A 17,960-nucleotide genomic window follows, 5' to 3' on the forward strand; every position below is an offset into this window, starting at 1 on the left:
AACACGGAAGTTAAGCGTCTCAGCGCCGAAAGTAGTTGGGGGTTCTCCCCCTGTGAGGATAGGACGTTGCCAGGCAACAGCGAAGACGATCAAGCATAGCGCTTGGTCGTCTTTTTTAATAGTTTAGGAGGGAATACCATGGCTCGTTCACCAAAAAATCCATTTACGTTTATTGAAGTGCTTGAACAACATGTTAGAGAAAAAAGAGTATCTTTCCATGTTCCTGGTCATCACAATGGGACGGTGAAAAACGGTGATTTGCCTCTACCTTTTTCTAAAATCATGCCATATGATTTGACGGAGCTTGCTCATTTGGATGATCTTCATGATGCCGATGGGATTATCCAGCAAGCTCAAGATGCTTTAGGTAATTTGTATAAAAGTAAGAGCAGATGGTTGGTGAACGGTTCAACAGTCGGAAATTGGAGTATGTTGGCAGCTACCGTAAAACGAGGTGAACAGGTATATGTACAACGTAATTCTCATAAATCAGTCTGGAATGCGATTGAGTGGCTGGGGCTGAAACCGATTTTACTGACTCCGGAAATTGAACGAGGCACAGGTATCCCTACTGTTGTACAATTAGAAACAATTCAAGAAGCGATTGAACAGTACCCAAATGGAAAAGCTGTATTATTAACTTCTCCCACGTATTACGGGGATATGGCCGATATTAGAGCAATCTCTTCTTTTTTAAATTCTGTTGACATTCCTTTACTTGTCGATGAAGCACATGGAGCGCATTTAATTCACCCCCATCTCCCAATGCGATCTGCGATTTTTGAAGGGGCTAGTGCAGTTGTTCAGTCTGCTCATAAAACATTGCCCGCGTTAACTATGGGTGCATGGATTCATTATAAGGAAAATATAGATGAAGAACGGCTAAAGCATGCTTTAGCTTCATTTCAAACATCTAGCCCTTCTTATTTAATTATGGCATCTCTGGACTATGCGAGATCTTATTTAGAAAATTTGAGCGATGATGATTGGTCATCAATCCAAATGAGTCATGCTAAATTTGTTTTAGAAATGAAACGAGCTGGTTTTATTGTCAAAGTAGGTGATGACTTTACAAAGGTAACAGTCTTAACCTATCCGAAGAATGGGCTTGTATTTAGTCAGCATTTAGCGTCGATTGGAATAGATGTTGAATTGGCTGCTGCAGATCATGTGTTATTTTGTCTCCCTTTGAGGGAACTTAAAGGACAGGAAATTAATCATTGGATCAAATTAATAAAGAATGCTGCGCGACATGTGCCGGTGATTGAAGAGGATGAAACGATTTTTCCTTTCCCCAAAACCAATCGCGTATCTTCTTTATATACTTTTGATGATCATCCTGAAGTGAAACGCGTACCTTTTGAACAAGCGATCGGACATATTGCCGGGGAAACAGTTATTCCATATCCGCCAGGAATTCCATGGATTTTAAAAGGGGAGCGAATTACAGCGGAAAAAATTAAAGTTCTGACTGATTGGATTTCTCTTAGAAGGAAGCTTCAAGCCAGTAGGCATGTTATGATAAAGCAAATTGATGTTATCGTAGAGGAGTTTTAAAGTGAACGGAATGTTTATAACAGTGGAGGGACCAGATGGTTCTGGAAAAACGACGCAGCTAAACTTATTAGTAGAGGCATTAAATAGCAAAGGGTATGAAGTCGTTGTCACACGTGAACCGGGTGGTACAACGGTCGGTAATAGTATTCGAGAAGTGCTTTTATCTCCCGAACATCATGAAATGACACCTCGTGTGGAAATGATGTTGTATGCCGCTTCACGAGCACAAAACGTTGATCAAATCATCCGTCCCGCTCTCGCAAGAGGGGCTGTTGTACTGTGTGATCGCTTTGTCGATGCTTCTATTGCTTATCAAGGTTATGGGTTACAGTATGATATGGATCAGATTGAATCCTTAAATGAATGGGCTACGAGTGGAATCACACCGGATGTGACATTCTTATTTGACTTGACCCCACAACGTGCACAAGAACGCATGAAAGACCGAGGACAGCTAGATCGTATTGAAAGTCGTGATCAAGCCTTCCACCAACGTGTATATGAAGGGTTCCATGCCCTGTTAAATAAATATCCAGAACGCATGATTCTGATTGATGCAGATCAATCTGTAGAATGCATTCATGACGAAGTGCTTGATGCCACATTAGAACGTCTAAAGAATAGAGGAGTGAAATTATGATGAAAATGGTGATTGCAATTGTGCATGACAAAGATAGTGCACGTTTGTCGGATGCATTGATTGAACAAGATTTTAGAGCAACGAAACTGGCAACAACAGGTGGCTTTTTAAAAGAAGGGAACACGACATTTATGATGGGTGTGCCTCAGGAACGATTGGATGATTTATTGAGCGTGATTCAGTCAAATTGTTCGAGCCGCGACCAAATGATTACGCCGATTTCACCGATGGGAGGTCACGCAGACTCGTACATCCCATATCCAGTTGAAGTGCAGGTTGGTGGAGCGACTGTGTTCGTCTTACCGATTGAAGGATTCCACCAGTTTTAATGGGAGTTGGACATATGCGTTTTCAGGATTTAGTGGAGTCGCAAACTGTAATATCTAAAGTGATTCAAAACTCAATCGTCATGAATAAAGTTGGCCATGCTTATATCTTTTCGGGGGATTATGAACCGTTTTTAATTGAAACGGCGCAATTATTTGCCAAAGCATTATTTTGTGAATCCCCGGAAGGTGCTGAACCATGCGGAGTTTGTCGGAATTGTCGTCGAATGGATTCAAAAAACATTGTGGACTACATCGAAGTGGAGCCGGATGGTGCAAGTATTAAGAAAGAACAGATTCAACAATTATTGAGTGATTTGTCATTGCGCGGAGCTGAAGGGGATCGACAAGTATACGTCATTCACCAAGCGCATAAAATGACTACGCAGGCTGCGAATAGTTTACTAAAATTCTTTGAAGAACCCGGTGTTGGAAAACTTGCGATATTGGTTACGACGCAACCTCAATTGCTCCTTCCGACCATTCGTTCTCGGGCACAGCAGTTGGCGTTTCGCCCAATCGATCGTACAAAATTAGCTGAAACAATGTCTGAAGAATTAGCTTGTACGTATGATATGGCTTATCTTGCTTTGACTGTTTACCCAAAATGGGAAGAGGCAAAAGAGGCGCTTCATCAGGAGTGGTTTGTACAGGCATACGGGCTAGTGGTACAATTAATTGAAGTATTGACGAAACGTCCACAAGAGTTGATTTTGTTCGCACAAGAAAAGTGGTTAGGACATTTTAAAGGTCGCAACGAAATGCGTGTTGGTTTAGAACTGTTTGAAATTTGGTTGGAAGAAGCGCTTAATATGAAAGTGCGTGATTCCTACACACCGAAGATTTTTACGAATGAGGCATCATTATATGGTGAATTTGTTCAAAATCGATCAGTTCAAAAAATCGCACGTGCGATTGAAAGTGTTCATGACGCGATTCGTAGACTCGAGGCAAACGTCAATCCTCAATTAACGTTCGAGCGATTATCGTTCGATTTGCAGAAAGGATAGGAGAGCGTGCTTGAAGTAGTTGGAGTCCGTTTTAAAGAAGCGGGAAAAATCTATTACTTTTCACCAGGCGAAGCAACGCTTAAACGTGGGGATCACGTAATCGTTGAAACGGTTCGTGGAATCGAATACGGGGAAGTGGTCCAAGTCGACAAACAACTCGGTGAAGACGAAGTTGTATTGCCGTTAAAGACGATTCTTCGTGTCGCGGATCAAAAAGATGCGGAAATCGTTCGAGATAACCGACTGGCAGCTGTCGATGCTCACGCCGTCTGTGAAGAAAAAATCCGAGAACATCAACTAGAGATGAAATTAGTAGATGTTGAGTATACATTTGATCGAAATAAAGTCATTTTCTACTTTACGGCTGAAGGTCGCGTCGACTTTCGTGAGCTCGTAAAAGATTTAGCGAGTGTGTTTCGAACTCGAATCGAACTCCGGCAAATTGGTGTGCGTGACGAAGCAAAACTATTGAGCGGAATTGGTCCATGTGGGCGCGTTCTATGTTGTTCGTCCTTCCTAGGAGAATTTGAGCCGGTATCGATTAAGATGGCGAAAGACCAAAATCTTTCTTTAAATCCGAACAAGATTTCTGGAGTATGTGGTCGTCTCATGTGTTGCTTAAAGTATGAGAATGACACATATGAAGAGTTAAAACGAGATTTACCAGATGTCGGCAAGCGAATCAAAATTCCAGAAGGTGACGGACGAGTGATCGGTCTGAATATTTTAGACCAACTCATTCAAGTGGAGTTGCACGATCGGACACGTATAGTCACATATACGATTGATGAACTCGTTGAAGTGGGTGCGATTAAACGGAAACCGTCAAAACAGTGATGGGGTGCTGAGTAGTGGAAAGAATGGATAAGAAAGAAGTTATGATGCGCGTTGATGCAATCGAGCAACAGATGCAACTCTTGACGGAGCACTTAGGCGTATTAAAAGAACAACTCGCTTATTTGCTAGAAGAAAATCAGCATATGTATCTTGAAAACCATCATTTACGTGAAAAAGTCGAACAGTTGGCGGAAGTCGACACGACGAACGGTGACTCGCAAATTGCGTTGTCAGGGAAAGGGCAGAACAACTTAGCTGCTCTTTACCAAGAGGGATTTCATATTTGCAACTTGCATTACGGGCAAGTTCGAAAAGATGGAGATTGCCTCTTCTGTTTATCAATGCTTAATAAACATTAATAAAGGGGCGATAGATGGGGGAAAAGCCCTATCCATCGCCTTTATTTTATAGTAGGAGGGAAACGAGTTTGACGGTTAAAAATGGTGAACGCCTTGACGATTTGCTCGGGCGTCCAGGTAAAATCATTCAAAGTGATGAGGTGTTCTCGTTTTCGTTAGATGCGGTCTTGTTAGCTGAATTTGTCTGGGTACCCATTCAAAAAGGGAACTTAGTCGATTTATGTGCAGGGACGGGCGCCATTCCACTTTTTTTATCCTATCGAACAAAAGGGAACATTACCGGGGTAGAAATTCAGCCCAAATTGGTGGATATGGCGAATCGAAGTATGGAAGTCAATCATCTCGAAGAAAGAATTCGCATCGTTGAAGGAGATGTCAAGACAGCGGCAGATGAGCTCGGACATGCTAAATACGATGTCGTGACGTGTAATCCGCCCTATTTTTTAGCGAACGAAACATCATTACGTAACAAAAAAGAGCATCATACGATTGCGCGGCACGAAGTGTTATGTACGTTAGAGGACTGTATCAAATCTGCCAGTCAATTAGTGAAACCTGGCGGAAAAGTCGCGTTCGTGCATCGGCCAGAACGTCTACTCGATATCCTGACCTTGATGCGTGCGTATCGAATCGAGCCGAAACGGATGCAACTCGTTTACCCAAAAGCCGGACGGGAAGCAAACACATTGCTCATTGAGGGGTCGAAAGATGGAAAAGCCGGACTTAAAGTTTTACCACCGTTTGTTGTGTATGAAGAGGACGATACGTACACGAAAGAGATGCGAGAAATTCTCGATGCTTAAACACTATACGTACATTGTCGAATGCAGCGACGGCACATATTATACGGGATATACGACCGATATTGAAAAACGGCTCAGCGCCCATAATGCAGGAAAAGGCGCAAAATACACAAAACCTCGTTTGCCTGTTCGGTTGTGCTATGTTAAATCGTTTCCGACAAAACGAGAAGCGATGCAATATGAGTGGTCTGTCAAACAATTGACACGTGCTCAAAAAGAGCAGTTGATGGAGGGGACGACGAATGAATTCACAAAAAAGCTATCAAACTGATCGGCCGACACTATACGTAGTTCCAACGCCAATTGGCAACTTGGAAGATATGACGTATCGGGCAGTTCGGACGTTACGTGAGGTCGATCTTATTGCGGCAGAAGATACACGACAAACGATGAAGCTGTGCCGTCACTTTGAAATCACGACGAAACTTGTTAGTTATCATGAGCATAATAAAGAGGCAAGCGGTCCTCGCTTAATTGAAGACATTCAAAACGGAAAATCCATCGCTGTCGTATCGGACGCGGGGATGCCCGGTATTTCGGACCCAGGGAGCGATTTGGTCAGGTTGGCGATTGAAGCAAACATACCTGTCGTCGTTTTACCAGGAGCTAACGCCGCGTTGACGGCTCTTGTAGCTTCGGGCCTTTCGACAGAGCGGTTCTTGTACTATGGCTTTTTGCCGCGTAAAAAGAAAGAACGGGTTGATGTTCTGACTTCATTACGCTATGAACCGGGAACTGTTATCTTTTATGAGGCACCGCACCGTTTGAAAGAAATGTTGTCAGCGGTTCGACAAGTGTTAGGGAACAGACAGCTTGTGTTAGGTCGTGAAATCACGAAAACGTTCGAGGAATTTTTAAGAGGAAGTGTAGACGAGGCAATCGAATGGTGTGAAAGTGAAGTACGCGGCGAATTTGTCGTAATGGTGAGCGGGGCTACGGAAGAGGCTCCGACAAATGAGTGGTGGGAAAGTCTTACGCCGGTTGAACACGTTACGCATTACATCTCTGAGGGACTTAAACCGAATGCAGCGATTAAGCAAACTGCAAAAGATCGAGATGTATCGCGAAATGACGTGTATGATTTGTATCATCAACTCGATAAAAAAGAGTAAGCAAGGAATCCCTTGCTTACTCTTCGCTGTAGTAGTTTTCAAGCATGTTTTTCAACTCAACGAGAACACGTTGTGCACCTTCTGGTGACAAGATGAGTTTACCGTCTGCCAATTTGAAGTTATCGTCTGATACTTCACCTGTAACTTGGCAAGTCATGTTTGGTTTGTATTTTTTCAAAACGATTTGATCGTTGTCGACATAAATTTCAAGAGCGTCTTTCTCAGCAATCCCGAGTGTGCGACGTAATTCGATTGGAATAACGACGCGACCAAGTTCATCAACCTTACGTACAATACCTGTAGATTTCATTTTGTATTTCCTCCTCCAATGGTGTCGAAATCTCATGGTGACAATAATCGTCAAAATTCGACAAAGTGACTTCAGCAAAAAGCATACTAAACTTTCCAATTGCAGTCAACTGCTGACTATTATAAATATCAAAAAACGAATTTTGTCGAATAAAAAACGATATATATCTAAAATTCCCCGAAAGTTTGAACTTGAAACAAAGAAAGGGTATTTTTGGAACATTTATGGCGGGCGCTTCGAATAGAATTCCAAACAATTGGTTTGGAAATTCTTTTGTCGAACCGTGTATAATGAAAATTGCAAATGTCGAAAGGATGGAGACTACATGATGGCAAAGCCTACATTTTATATTACAACCCCAATCTATTATCCGAGTGCAAAATTGCACATCGGTCACGCGTACACGACGGTTGCAGGAGATGCGATCGCGCGTTACAAGCGTTTGAAAGGTTTTGATGTCCGTTATTTGACGGGAACCGATGAACACGGACAAAAAATTCAAGAAAAGGCGAAAGAGGCAGGGGTGACCCCTCAAGCGTTCGTCGACGACGTCGTCAAAGATATCAAAGTACTCTGGGACCGTCTTGAAATCTCGTACGATGATTATATTCGTACAACTGAAGACCGGCACAAAAAAGTGGTCGAACATGTGTTTGAAACGTTATTGAAGAATGATGATATCTACTTAGGCGAGTATGAAGGCTGGTACTCTGTGCCGGATGAAACGTACTATACAGAATCCCAGTTGGTGGATGGAAAAAGCCCCGACAGCGGTCATCCTGTAGAGCTTGTTCGTGAAGAGTGTTACTTCTTCCGTCTCAGCAAGTATGCGGACCGCTTAATCGAATATTTCGAGTCGCATCCAGACTTCATTTTACCGGAGTCACGTAAGACAGAGATGATTAACAACTTCCTGAAGCCGGGGCTTCAAGATTTGGCTGTTTCACGTACAACGTTTGATTGGGGCGTAAAAGTTCCATCTAACCCGAAACACGTCGTGTACGTGTGGGTCGACGCGCTCACGAACTACATTTCTTCGCTCGGCTATGGTTCGGAGAATGATGAGCTCTTCAAGCGCTACTGGCCGGCAGATGTACATTTAGTCGGAAAAGAGATTGTCCGATTCCATACCATCATTTGGCCAGCACTTTTGATGGCGCTTGACCTCCCATTGCCGAAGCAAGTATTCGCGCACGGCTGGTTACTCATGAAAGACGGTAAGATGTCGAAATCGAAAGGGAACGTTGTCGACCCGATTCCGTTGATCGACCGCTATGGATTGGATTCAGTACGCTACTACCTTCTGCGTGAAGTTCCGTTTGGAGCAGACGGTACGTTTACTCCGGAGGCGTTCGTGGATCGCTTGAACTTCGATTTGGCGAACGACTTGGGGAACTTACTCAATCGAACTGTCGCGATGATCAAGAAGTACTTCGATGGAAAAGTGCCTGCCTATGCTGGAAACGTGACAGCGTTTGACGCAGACCTGTTGAATATGGTGAAAGAAACGACAGAAAAAACAGAAGCAGCCATGGAACATATGGAGTTTTCAGTTGCTCTCACAAATATTTGGCAGCTCGTTAGTCGTGCAAACAAATATATTGATGAAACGCAACCGTGGGTTCTCGTTAAAGATGAGACGAAACGTGAAGAACTTGCTTCTGTAATGACGCACCTTGCGGGAGTACTGCGTCATGTTGCGATCATGATTCAACCGTTCATGACACGGGCACCAAAAGAGATGTTCCGTCAGTTAGGTCTTGAAGGAGCGGATATGTCATGGGAAGCACTTGAATCGTTTGCTGCATTCGACAATGCAGTGGTGACGGACGGCACACCAATCTTCCCGCGTCGTGACGTGAAAGAGGAAGTCGATGCGATTCAGGAAATGATGCGTCAAGCATCGAAAGCGCGTACGGAAGAAGCGGAAGCCGAAGTCACAGCAGACGAGGAAGATGAAGATGTACGCCCTGAAATTACAATCGATGTATTTGACCAAGTCGAGTTCCGTGTCGGTCAAATCATCGAGGCAGATAAAATCAAAAAAGCGAAGAAGCTCTTGAAACTTCAAGTCGATCTCGGGAAAGAAACACGCCAAATTGTTTCGGGCATTGCCGAATGGTATGCGCCTGAAGATCTTGTAGGAAAAAAAGTCATCGTCGTGGCCAACTTGAAACCGGTCAAACTCCGTGGCGAGCTTTCTCAAGGAATGATTCTCGCAGCAGATCGTGACGGGAAACTTGAATTGGCTACTGTGTCTGAAAACATGCCGAATGGAGCCATCGTCAAATAACGTATGGGGGAGACCGCGGTCTCCCTCTCTTTTTCTAAAGGAGGAATGGATATGTTGATTGATACGCATACTCATATCAATGCTGAACAGTTCAATGAAGATGTTGAAGCAACAATTGAACGCGCCCGGGAAGCTGGGGTTTCCCCGATGCTGGTCGTTGGGTTTGATACACCGACGATTGATCGCGCCATCGAATTGGCTGAAACATATGAGGACATTTACGCGATTGTCGGCTGGCATCCGGTCGATGCGATTGATTGTACAGACTCTGATTTAGAGCGAATTGAAAAGTTGATGGAGCATCCAAAAGTGATGGCGCTCGGGGAAATCGGTCTGGACTATCATTGGGACAAGTCTCCGAAGGATGTGCAGCAACGTGTATTCCGTCAACAAATCGCAATCGCGAAACGGACGAACATGCCAATTGTGATTCACAACCGGGAAGCGACAGCGGACGTTCTCGATTTGTTAGAAGAAGAACATGCGGAAGAAGTGGGCGGTGTATTTCACAGTTACAGCATGTCGGTCGAGTTAATTGAACGGTGTCTGAACTTGAACTTTTATCTTTCTCTCGGGGGCCCGGTCACATTTAAAAACGCAAAAGTGCCAAAAGAAGTTGCGAAAGAGGTGCCGCTCGACCGTCTGCTTGTCGAAACGGACTGCCCGTATTTAACGCCAACCCCGTTCCGTGGAAAACGAAACGAACCGGCCTACGTGAAATATGTAGCTGAAGAGATTGCCAAGTTGCGTGGGATTTCGTATGAGGAGCTCGCTGAAGCGACGACTGCGAATGCGAAGAAATTGTTCCGTCTCCCATGATGAAGCGGTTAGTGATCAGTATTGCTGTTCTAGTGGCAGCTACAGCTGCGTACGTCTTGATGCAACCGGAGACCATCACGGTGATTGATGATGGAGTGGCGGTAGAATTCGAAACGCGTGCCGACTCGGTATTGCAAGTACTTGAAGAAATGGATATTTCTCTTGAGGAATCGGATTATGTGACGCCGGCATTAAGTGAAGATTTGCCGACGGATCGCATTATCCGAATTGAACGGTCCCATCGCATTTCGCTTCAAATCGGATACGGTCAGACCGAGACGATTAAGACAAGAGAACGTACAGTCGAGGATGTATTGCTTCGTTACGGGGTGACCGTGCGTGAGGGAGATGCGGTTTATCCTGCCGTTCGCACACCGATTTCAGACGGCATGACCATTCGCTACCAACCGGTCGTTTCGGTCAACTTGATCGTCGGTCAGGAGGCAAGAACGGTGTATACGATGGCGTCTGATGTGACGCAACTTCTGTTAGAAGAAGGCGTGAACATTACCGACCGGGATACGGTATTTCCTGACCAGTCGACGTTGATTCGTGACGGATTGACGATTACAGTCAATACGAATCGTGATGTCGTGCAGTATGAAAGTCAGTTGATTCCATTTGAGGTGGTCGAAGAATCAGATGACACACTTGAAATCGGTACAAAGGAAGTCGCTCAAGTAGGGATTCCGGGCCTAGAGCGGACACGGTATGAACTTACTGTAGAAAATGGTACAATTACAAATCGAGCGAAAACAAAAGTCGAAACGTTGCGTAAGACGCAGCCCCAAATTATCAAAGTAGGAACAAAAAAGGTTACTGAACCCGTAACAGAACCGACATCAGCGAGTACGACGAATCCGTTCGAGGCTGAAGCAGAAGTAGAAATGACAGAATCACCGAAGCCTGATGACGTATTAGACTTTACATCAGCCAAGCAGCTTCTTGTCGAGGCAACAGCCTACACGAATAATGCGGAAGATACCGTCACTTTTGACGGGCGTGTATTGACGCGTAGTGGCTATGATGTAACAGATACCATCTTGTTTGAAGGTATGCGTATTATTGCGGTGGATCCTGCCATTATCCCATTGGGTACACGCGTGTACATCGAAGGAATCGGTATGGCAATCGCTCTTGATACCGGAAGTGCCATCAAAGGTCATAAAATTGATCTGTTGATGGATACGAAAGAGGAAGCGGTGTCGTTTGGTCGGAAGCCGATGACAATTTGGGTGATTCCAAAGCAGGATGAAGAAAAGGAAGGAAATGGCCATGCGTGAAAAAATACAAGAAGTCATTGTTGTAGAAGGTCGTGACGATACGGCAAGACTTCAGGAAGTGTATGACGTTGACACGATTGAGACGAATGGCTCAGCTGTGTCCGATCAGACGATTGAGCGAATCAAGCGTGCCCAAGAGACGCGAGGAGTCATCATCCTGACAGACCCGGATTATCCGGGAGATCGGATTCGTGCAATCGTAGAAGAGCGGGTCAAAGGGTGCAAGCACGCCCACTTACCCCGGTCTGAAGCAAAAGGAAAGCGCGGAAAAATTGGAGTAGAGCATGCCAGTCCGGAATCACTCCGACGTGTGCTAAGTGCCGTTTATGAAGAACGAGTCGACACGGGAGAACCGGTTGTCACTCGTAAAATGGTGCTCGAAGCCGATCTAATCGGCGGTGCAGCTGCTGCCTCACGTCGGAAACGGCTCGGTGTCCTGCTTCGGATCGGTGAACCGAATGCCAAACAGTTTGTAAAACGAGTGGAAGCTCTTCGAGTCACCATCGAAGAGTGGGAGCAAGCACTTGCTCAATTAGAGGAGGAACAAGGTTGAAAGACATTGCAACGATCCAGCGAACGAAAGCGATCCTTGAACGCCATGGCTTTTCATTCAAAAAGTCACTGGGACAAAACTTTTTAATCGATTTGAATATTTTAAGTAAGATTGTCGGTGCCGCAGCACTTAGTGAGGCGAGCGGGGTTCTTGAAATCGGTCCTGGAATCGGTTCATTGACCGAACAATCGGCCAAGCGTGCAAAAAAAGTTGTGGCGCTTGAGATTGACCAGCGTCTCTTGCCGATTTTAGAAGATACGATGTCACCGTACCCTCATGTCAAAGTCATCCATGGAGATGCTTTAGAATTGAACTTGCGTGAAATCGTCGAACAGGAATTTTTGAACGAGGGCATTGAGGATATCTCGGTGGTGGCCAACTTACCATACTATGTGACAACACCAATTATTATGCGTTTACTTGAGAGCGGTGTGAAATTCCGTTCGCTGGTCATGATGATTCAAAAGGAAGTGGCAGAGCGGATTGGAGCGAAACCGGGAACGAAAGCTTACGGGTCGCTATCGATTGCGATTCAATACTACGCAGAAGCTGAAGTCAGCTTTGTCGTCCCGAAAAACGTGTTTATCCCGGCACCAAACGTCGACTCCGCTGTCATCACGTTACACATGCGGTCAGAGCCGGCAGTACAAGTGAAAGACGAAGCCTTTTTCTTTGAGGTGGCACGTGCCAGCTTTGCCCAGAGAAGAAAAACGATATTAAACAACCTAACAAACTATATCGGTAAAGCGCATAAAGAGGAATTAGAACGCTTACTACACGAGGCCGGTATTGATCCGAAACGACGCGGAGAAACATTATCCCTTGAAGAATTCGCACGCTTATCGGACACAATTTTACCACTTAAAAATAGTTGACGACCTTATTTAGAGTCGTTATAATATTATCTTTATTTTCATATTCAATTGTGCTATACTTGTAACAGTGAGGTGAAGCGTATGCCAAAGACGTTACAAGAAATCAGACAGAAACTCGAATCGCATGTTGGAGAACGATTGACGTTGAAAGCAAACGGCGGTCGTAAGAAAGTCGTTACACGGTTTGGAACGCTCGTTGAGACGTATCCCGCGGTGTTCGTTGTTAAATTGGATGAAGACCACCATAACGTGGAGCGTGTCTCGTATAGCTACGCTGATGTCCTAACGGATACAGTTAAAATTGAATTCGGCAATTGATTCATAAATGAGAGGCGGATGCATTGGCAGCTGCTTCTTTTTTTGTGCGCCCTTTTACGGTACAATGTCGAACAGGAGACATAAGGGAAGGGTGAACGTGATGCGCACGATTAGTGTGAAGGCCCCGGCGAAAATCAACTTGACGCTTGATGTCCTTGGTAAGAGACCGGACGGCTATCATGAAGTAGAAATGGTAATGACAACAGTAGACTTGGCGGACCGGTTGGAACTGACCGTCCTTGATACAGACGAAATTCGTATTCATTCGGAGCACGCCTACGTGCCAAATGATCACCGGAATTTAGCTTATCGTGCAGCTGAGTTGTTGCGCGAGCGCTTCAAAATCGAACAAGGTGTTGAAATCGTGTTGGAAAAGCAAATTCCTGTAGCGGCTGGTCTTGCGGGCGGGTCGAGTGACGCGGCAGCAACACTTCGTGGCATGAATGAGCTATTTGATCTGGGGCTGTCTCTTGAAGAGCTGGCGGAGCTAGGTGCTGAAATCGGTTCGGATGTTTCGTTCTGTGTGATGGGTGGTACAGCCATCGCACGGGGACGTGGTGAACAGTTAGAAATGATTCCGGCCCCACCACCGTGCTATGTCGTGTTAGGGAAACCGAAAATCGGTGTCTCAACAGCGGACGTGTATCGTTCGGTGAACATGGACGAAGTCGTCCATCCAAATACGGATGCCATGGTAGAAGCGATTCGTCAAAAAGATTTTAGAGGGATTTGTGAGCAGTTAGGTAACGCGCTTGAAAGCGTCACGTTACGGCTTCATCCTGAAGTAAAGCAAATCAAAGAGACAATGCGTCACTGTGGTGCTGATGGTGTATTGATGAGCGGAAGCGGTCCGACGGTATTCGCATTGATTGAGCATGAGCAAAAAGCACATCGCGTGTACAATGGATTGAAAGGTTTTTGCCCAGAAGTATTTGTCGTTCGGATTCTCGGCAAAAGGCATTGAATAAAAACGAATGAAAATGGTATATTTTGTTTAGAACATTCGTTTATTAACGATAATATGAAGGAGAATCCGTATGAAAATTCGTAGAAGCGGTCGTCTTGTTGATATGACGCGCTATTTGTTAGATCATCCGCACCAACTTGTGTCATTATCCATGTTTTCGAGTCGTTATAAAGCAGCAAAATCTTCAATCAGCGAAGACCTTGTGATTGTGAGTGAAATGTTGTCACATGACGGTATCGGGAAATTAGTTACCGTTCCCGGCGCCGCTGGCGGTGTGATGTTCATTCCGGGGTGGAGCAAAGACAAGTCACTCGATATGATTGATGCGTTATGCGATCAACTGTCTAAACCGGAACGCTTACTTCCGGGGGGATATCTTTACTTAACGGATGTGCTTGGAAATCCGAGTCAAGTCAAGCCGATGGGACAAGTGTTTGCGTCTGTATTTGCGGATCGGAAAGTGGATGTCGTCATGACAATCGCAACGAAAGGAATTCCGCTCGCTTACGCAGTGGCGGAACAACTTGGGGTACCGTTTGTCATTGTACGTTCGGATAGCCGTGTGACAGAAGGATCGACCGTCAGTATCAACTACGTGTCCGGCTCCTCTAAAGCGATTCGGACGATGGCACTTGCACGTCGCAGTTTGCCGCGTGGTGCGAACGTTCTATTGATTGATGACTTTATGAAAGCCGGCGGTACGATTCGTGGGATGATGAGTTTGTTGAACGAGTTTGAGGCGAATCTCGCGGGGGTTGGCGTTTTGATGGAAGCTGAAGGAGCCGAGAAAAAGATGGTCAGTGAGTATGTCAGCCTGATGAAGTTGACAAACGTAGATTCTGACGAGGGGCTCGTCACGATTTCAAGAGGAAATGTCGAACAGTTCTTAAAGTGATTGGCAAAATTTTGATTTCGTTTTATGATAAGAAAGTAAACAACAATCACTTATATAGTCATGACACTCGTTTTTTCAACTGAACCTTGCAGAAGGCACACCATGACGTAGACAACGATGAAAAGGGGACGCGAAACATGCAGATCACAGACGTAAAAATTCGCAAAGTTGCGACGGAAGGCAGAATGAAAGCTCTAGCCTCAATCACACTTGACCATGAATTCGTTGTACACGACCTTCGAATCATCGAAGGAAGTAGCGGTTTGTTTGTCGCCATGCCGAGCAAACGAACGCCAGAGGGGATTTTCCGGGATATTGCCCATCCGATTAATGGAGAAATGCGGAAAAAGGTAGAAATAGCTGTGTTAGAGTGCTATGCCGACACAGACGTAGAGGCATTTGAATCTCAGGAAGTTACTTTTGAAACAAATGAATGAGTTTAAACAGCGGTCGGTAATCCTTCCGCTGCTTTTTTGCGTTTGATTGGTTACGGATTAGTACAACTGTTGAAACGAAGGCACGGTTTCGATATAGTAGAAACGGTGTAAATAGGATTTAGTTATGGAAAAGCCGAACTATAGACAAGAAATACAGCTGATGGAGATAGGAGCGAATCAAGAATGGATCGTTTTGCAGTCATTTTGGCAGCAGGAAAAGGGACACGAATGAAGTCGAAGTTATATAAAGTTCTTCATCCTGTTCTCGGGAAACCAATGGTCGAACATGTTGTGGACCAGTTGGATCAAATCGGTGTCAGTCGTCAAATCGTAATCGTTGGCCATGGGGCGGAAGCGGTACAAGACACGCTCGGCACTCGTGTAGAGTATGCGGTCCAGGAAGAACAGCTTGGGACAGGTCATGCTGTGCAAATGGCAGAACCCGAGTTGGCAGGGAAAGCGGGCTCTACATTAGTCGTATGTGGAGATACGCCGCTTCTCACAGCGGAAACGCTCGAAGCGTTGCTCGCGCACCACGAAGCGCAGCAGGCAAAAGTGACGGTGCTGACTGCGATTGCAGATGATGCAACGGGCTACGGACGTGTCGTACGTGGAGAAGACGGAAATGTCGTGAAAGTCGTGGAGCATAAAGATGCTTCCGAGGCAGAACTTCAAATCCAAGAAATCAACACAGGAACTTACGTCTTCGATAACGAGCTTTTGTTCGAATCACTCAAACAAGTCGGGAATAACAACGCACAAGGTGAGTATTACTTGCCGGATGTTATTTCGATTGCGAAAGAGGCGGGAGAAGTCGTTGCGGCTCACACTGCACCGACGTTTGATGAAACGATTGGGGTCAATGACCGTGTAGCCTTGTCACAGGCAGAAACGATTATGCGTAAACGGACGAACGAACGCCTCATGCGTGAAGGGGTCACGTTCATGGATCCTGCATCGACGTATATTTCTCCAGATGCGGTGATTGGTTCGGATACGGTCATTTATCCGGGCACGGTCATTCTCGGGAAGACGACGATCGGATCGGAATGTGTCATCGGACCAAACTCAGATATTCGTAACAGTGTGGTCGAAGACGGTGCCGTCGTTCGTCAATCGGTTGTCACAGACAGCCAAATTGGTGAAGCGGCTCAAGTCGGACCGTTCGCGCACTTGCGTCAACAAGCTGTGCTCGGTGCAAACACACGCGTTGGCAACTTCGTCGAGATTAAGAAATCATCGTTTGGTGACGGCGCGAAAGCTTCACACTTGAGCTACATTGGTGATGCGTCAATCGGCGAACGTGTCAACTTAGGTTGTGGATCAATCACCGTAAACTATGACGGCAAGAACAAGTTCGAGACAGTGGTAGAAGACGATGCGTTCGTCGGCTGCAACGTCAACTTGATTGCCCCAGTAAAAGTTGGAAAAGGTGCGATTGTCGCAGCCGGTTCGACGATTACGGATGATGTCCCAGAAGAAGCGCTCGCGATTGCACGTGAACGTCAAACAAATAAGAATGGTTACACAAAACGATAACTTGCTGCCAATCATTATGGAAAACGATGGAGGAGAATCCTAAACATGTCTACTGTATACGAACGAGAAATTCGTCTATTTAGCTTAAACTCGAACCGCCCGCTTGCTGAAGAAATCGCGAAAGAAATCGGTGTCCCGCTCAGCGATTGCCAAGTCAAACGTTTCAGCGACGGTGAACTCTATATCAACATCGAGGAAAGTGTTCGTGGAGATGATGTGTATGTCATCCAATCAACAAGTTCACCTGTAAACGAAACGCTCATGGAGTTACTCGTTATGATTGATGCACTCAAACGTGCTTCCGTCCGTACGATCAACATCGTGATGCCGTATTATGGGTATGCACGTCAAGACCGTAAAGCACGCTCACGTGAGCCGATCACGGCGAAACTTGTCGCTGATCTTCTTACGGTGGCCGGGGCGACACGCGTCATCACAATGGACTTGCATGCAGCGCAAATCCAAGGATTCTTCAATATTCCGGTTGACCAATTACTCGGTGTGCCGCTCATCTCGACTTACTTTGAAACAGAAGAGTTTCAAGCGAAAGATATCGTGGTCGTCTCTCCAGACCACGGTGGTGTGACGCGTGCACGTAAATTGGCAGAACGTTTGAAAGCTCCGATTGCCATCATCGATAAGCGTCGTCCGAAAGCGAACGTCGCTGAAGTGATGAACATCGTCGGAAGCGTTGAAGGCAAAACGGCGATTTTGATTGATGACATCATCGATACGGCCGGAACAATCACTCTTGCAGCAGATGCGATTGTCGAAGCGGGTGCGAAAGAAGTATACGCTTCTTGTACACACCCAGTGTTGTCTGGTCCGGCGATGGAGCGCATCGACAACTCATCCATTAAAGAGTTGGTTGTCTTGAACACGATTGACTTAACAGGTCGTCCATGTTCAAGCAAAATCAAGCAAATGTCGGTTGCCCATTTGCTTGGCGAAGCGATCATGCGTGTACATGAACACAAATCGGTTAGTACACTATTTGATTAAAAAAACGAGGCCCGGAGGCATTCGC

21 protein-coding genes are annotated in these 17,960 nt (G+C 45.5%); 20 read left to right on the forward strand and 1 reads right to left on the reverse strand.

Annotation, left to right across the window (positions count from 1 at the left end):
* The first annotated feature begins 138 nt into the window (after window positions 1-138).
* From KNP03_RS13035 to rsmI, 9 genes are all read left to right on the forward strand, one after another.
* A complete protein-coding gene (locus KNP03_RS13035) occupies window positions 139-1,557 on the forward strand; it encodes an aminotransferase class I/II-fold pyridoxal phosphate-dependent enzyme (RefSeq protein WP_214829938.1) in 1,419 nt (472 codons plus the stop codon).
* Window position 1,558: 1 nt separating this feature from the next.
* Window positions 1,559-2,197, forward strand: a complete 639-nt coding sequence (tmk, locus tag KNP03_RS13040) for a dTMP kinase (protein ID WP_214829940.1) — start codon at window positions 1,559-1,561, stop codon at window positions 2,195-2,197.
* The gene (locus tag KNP03_RS13045) at window positions 2,197-2,526 is read left to right on the forward strand and encodes a cyclic-di-AMP receptor (protein ID WP_214829942.1); all 330 of its coding nucleotides are present in this window, start codon (window positions 2,197-2,199) and stop codon (window positions 2,524-2,526) included. Before tmk ends, KNP03_RS13045 begins: the two co-directional genes overlap by 1 nt.
* A gap of 14 nt (window positions 2,527-2,540) precedes the next feature.
* Window positions 2,541-3,533, forward strand: a complete 993-nt coding sequence (locus KNP03_RS13050; protein WP_214829944.1) for a DNA polymerase III subunit delta' — start codon at window positions 2,541-2,543, stop codon at window positions 3,531-3,533.
* Between the two features lie 6 nt (window positions 3,534-3,539).
* On the forward strand, window positions 3,540-4,370 hold the full coding sequence (locus KNP03_RS13055; RefSeq protein WP_214829946.1) for a PSP1 domain-containing protein: 831 nt from the start codon (window positions 3,540-3,542) through the stop codon (window positions 4,368-4,370).
* Window positions 4,371-4,393: 23 nt separating this feature from the next.
* Window positions 4,394-4,729: a DNA replication initiation control protein YabA gene (yabA, locus tag KNP03_RS13060; RefSeq protein WP_012727746.1), complete on the forward strand. Its 336-nt coding sequence runs from the start codon at window positions 4,394-4,396 to the stop codon at window positions 4,727-4,729.
* Window positions 4,730-4,797: 68 nt separating this feature from the next.
* Entirely contained in the window at window positions 4,798-5,532 is a 735-nt protein-coding gene (locus KNP03_RS13065; RefSeq protein ID WP_214829948.1) for a tRNA1(Val) (adenine(37)-N6)-methyltransferase, read from the forward strand.
* On the forward strand, window positions 5,525-5,803 hold the full coding sequence (locus KNP03_RS13070) for a GIY-YIG nuclease family protein (protein ID WP_214829951.1): 279 nt from the start codon (window positions 5,525-5,527) through the stop codon (window positions 5,801-5,803). Before KNP03_RS13065 ends, KNP03_RS13070 begins: the two co-directional genes overlap by 8 nt.
* The gene (gene rsmI, locus KNP03_RS13075; RefSeq protein ID WP_214829955.1) at window positions 5,775-6,644 is read left to right on the forward strand and encodes a 16S rRNA (cytidine(1402)-2'-O)-methyltransferase; all 870 of its coding nucleotides are present in this window, start codon (window positions 5,775-5,777) and stop codon (window positions 6,642-6,644) included. The genes KNP03_RS13070 and rsmI overlap by 29 nt, the downstream gene beginning before the upstream one ends.
* Before the next feature lie 16 nt (window positions 6,645-6,660).
* Here the strand turns inward: rsmI and KNP03_RS13080 are convergent, their stop codons facing one another.
* Window positions 6,661-6,954 carry an AbrB/MazE/SpoVT family DNA-binding domain-containing protein gene (locus KNP03_RS13080; RefSeq protein ID WP_012727742.1) on the reverse strand — a complete coding sequence of 98 codons (294 nt, stop codon included), beginning with the start codon at window positions 6,952-6,954 and terminating at the stop codon, window positions 6,661-6,663.
* Between the two features lie 328 nt (window positions 6,955-7,282).
* Between KNP03_RS13080 and metG the strand changes: the two genes are divergently transcribed.
* The 11 genes from metG (at window position 7,283) to KNP03_RS13135 (ending at window position 17,935) form a co-directional block, all read left to right on the forward strand.
* Window positions 7,283-9,247 carry a methionine--tRNA ligase gene (gene metG, locus KNP03_RS13085; RefSeq protein WP_214829958.1) on the forward strand — a complete coding sequence of 655 codons (1,965 nt, stop codon included), beginning with the start codon at window positions 7,283-7,285 and terminating at the stop codon, window positions 9,245-9,247.
* Window positions 9,248-9,298: 51 nt separating this feature from the next.
* Window positions 9,299-10,066 (forward strand): TatD family hydrolase, encoded by a 768-nt coding sequence (locus KNP03_RS13090; protein WP_214829961.1) that lies wholly within the window; start codon window positions 9,299-9,301, stop codon window positions 10,064-10,066.
* An 11-nt stretch (window positions 10,067-10,077) separates the two neighbouring features.
* A complete protein-coding gene (locus KNP03_RS13095) occupies window positions 10,078-11,349 on the forward strand; it encodes a ubiquitin-like domain-containing protein (RefSeq protein WP_338082740.1) in 1,272 nt (423 codons plus the stop codon).
* On the forward strand, window positions 11,342-11,902 hold the full coding sequence (gene rnmV / locus KNP03_RS13100; protein WP_214829967.1) for a ribonuclease M5: 561 nt from the start codon (window positions 11,342-11,344) through the stop codon (window positions 11,900-11,902). Before KNP03_RS13095 ends, rnmV begins: the two co-directional genes overlap by 8 nt.
* Window positions 11,899-12,777 carry a 16S rRNA (adenine(1518)-N(6)/adenine(1519)-N(6))-dimethyltransferase RsmA gene (gene rsmA / locus KNP03_RS13105; protein ID WP_214829969.1) on the forward strand — a complete coding sequence of 293 codons (879 nt, stop codon included), beginning with the start codon at window positions 11,899-11,901 and terminating at the stop codon, window positions 12,775-12,777. Before rnmV ends, rsmA begins: the two co-directional genes overlap by 4 nt.
* Window positions 12,778-12,858: 81 nt before the next feature.
* A complete protein-coding gene (locus KNP03_RS13110) occupies window positions 12,859-13,095 on the forward strand; it encodes a Veg family protein (RefSeq protein WP_214829972.1) in 237 nt (78 codons plus the stop codon).
* A gap of 100 nt (window positions 13,096-13,195) precedes the next feature.
* On the forward strand, window positions 13,196-14,059 hold the full coding sequence (gene ispE, locus KNP03_RS13115; RefSeq protein WP_214830041.1) for a 4-(cytidine 5'-diphospho)-2-C-methyl-D-erythritol kinase: 864 nt from the start codon (window positions 13,196-13,198) through the stop codon (window positions 14,057-14,059).
* A 73-nt stretch (window positions 14,060-14,132) separates the two neighbouring features.
* Entirely contained in the window at window positions 14,133-14,957 is an 825-nt protein-coding gene (gene purR, locus KNP03_RS13120; protein ID WP_214829974.1) for a pur operon repressor, read from the forward strand.
* 137 nt (window positions 14,958-15,094) lie between these two features.
* Window positions 15,095-15,394, forward strand: coding sequence for a septation regulator SpoVG (gene spoVG, locus KNP03_RS13125; RefSeq protein ID WP_214829978.1), 300 nt, complete (start codon window positions 15,095-15,097; stop codon window positions 15,392-15,394).
* A 183-nt stretch (window positions 15,395-15,577) separates the two neighbouring features.
* Window positions 15,578-16,933: a bifunctional UDP-N-acetylglucosamine diphosphorylase/glucosamine-1-phosphate N-acetyltransferase GlmU gene (gene glmU, locus KNP03_RS13130; protein ID WP_214829981.1), complete on the forward strand. Its 1,356-nt coding sequence runs from the start codon at window positions 15,578-15,580 to the stop codon at window positions 16,931-16,933.
* 45 nt (window positions 16,934-16,978) lie between these two features.
* Complete coding sequence (locus KNP03_RS13135; protein ID WP_012727731.1) at window positions 16,979-17,935, forward strand: ribose-phosphate diphosphokinase; 957 nt, start codon at window positions 16,979-16,981, stop codon at window positions 17,933-17,935.
* Window positions 17,936-17,960: the final 25 nt, after the last annotated feature.

This window comes from Exiguobacterium algae (assembly GCF_018617875.1).
GTDB classification, from domain to species: domain Bacteria; phylum Bacillota; class Bacilli; order Exiguobacteriales; family Exiguobacteriaceae; genus Exiguobacterium; species Exiguobacterium algae.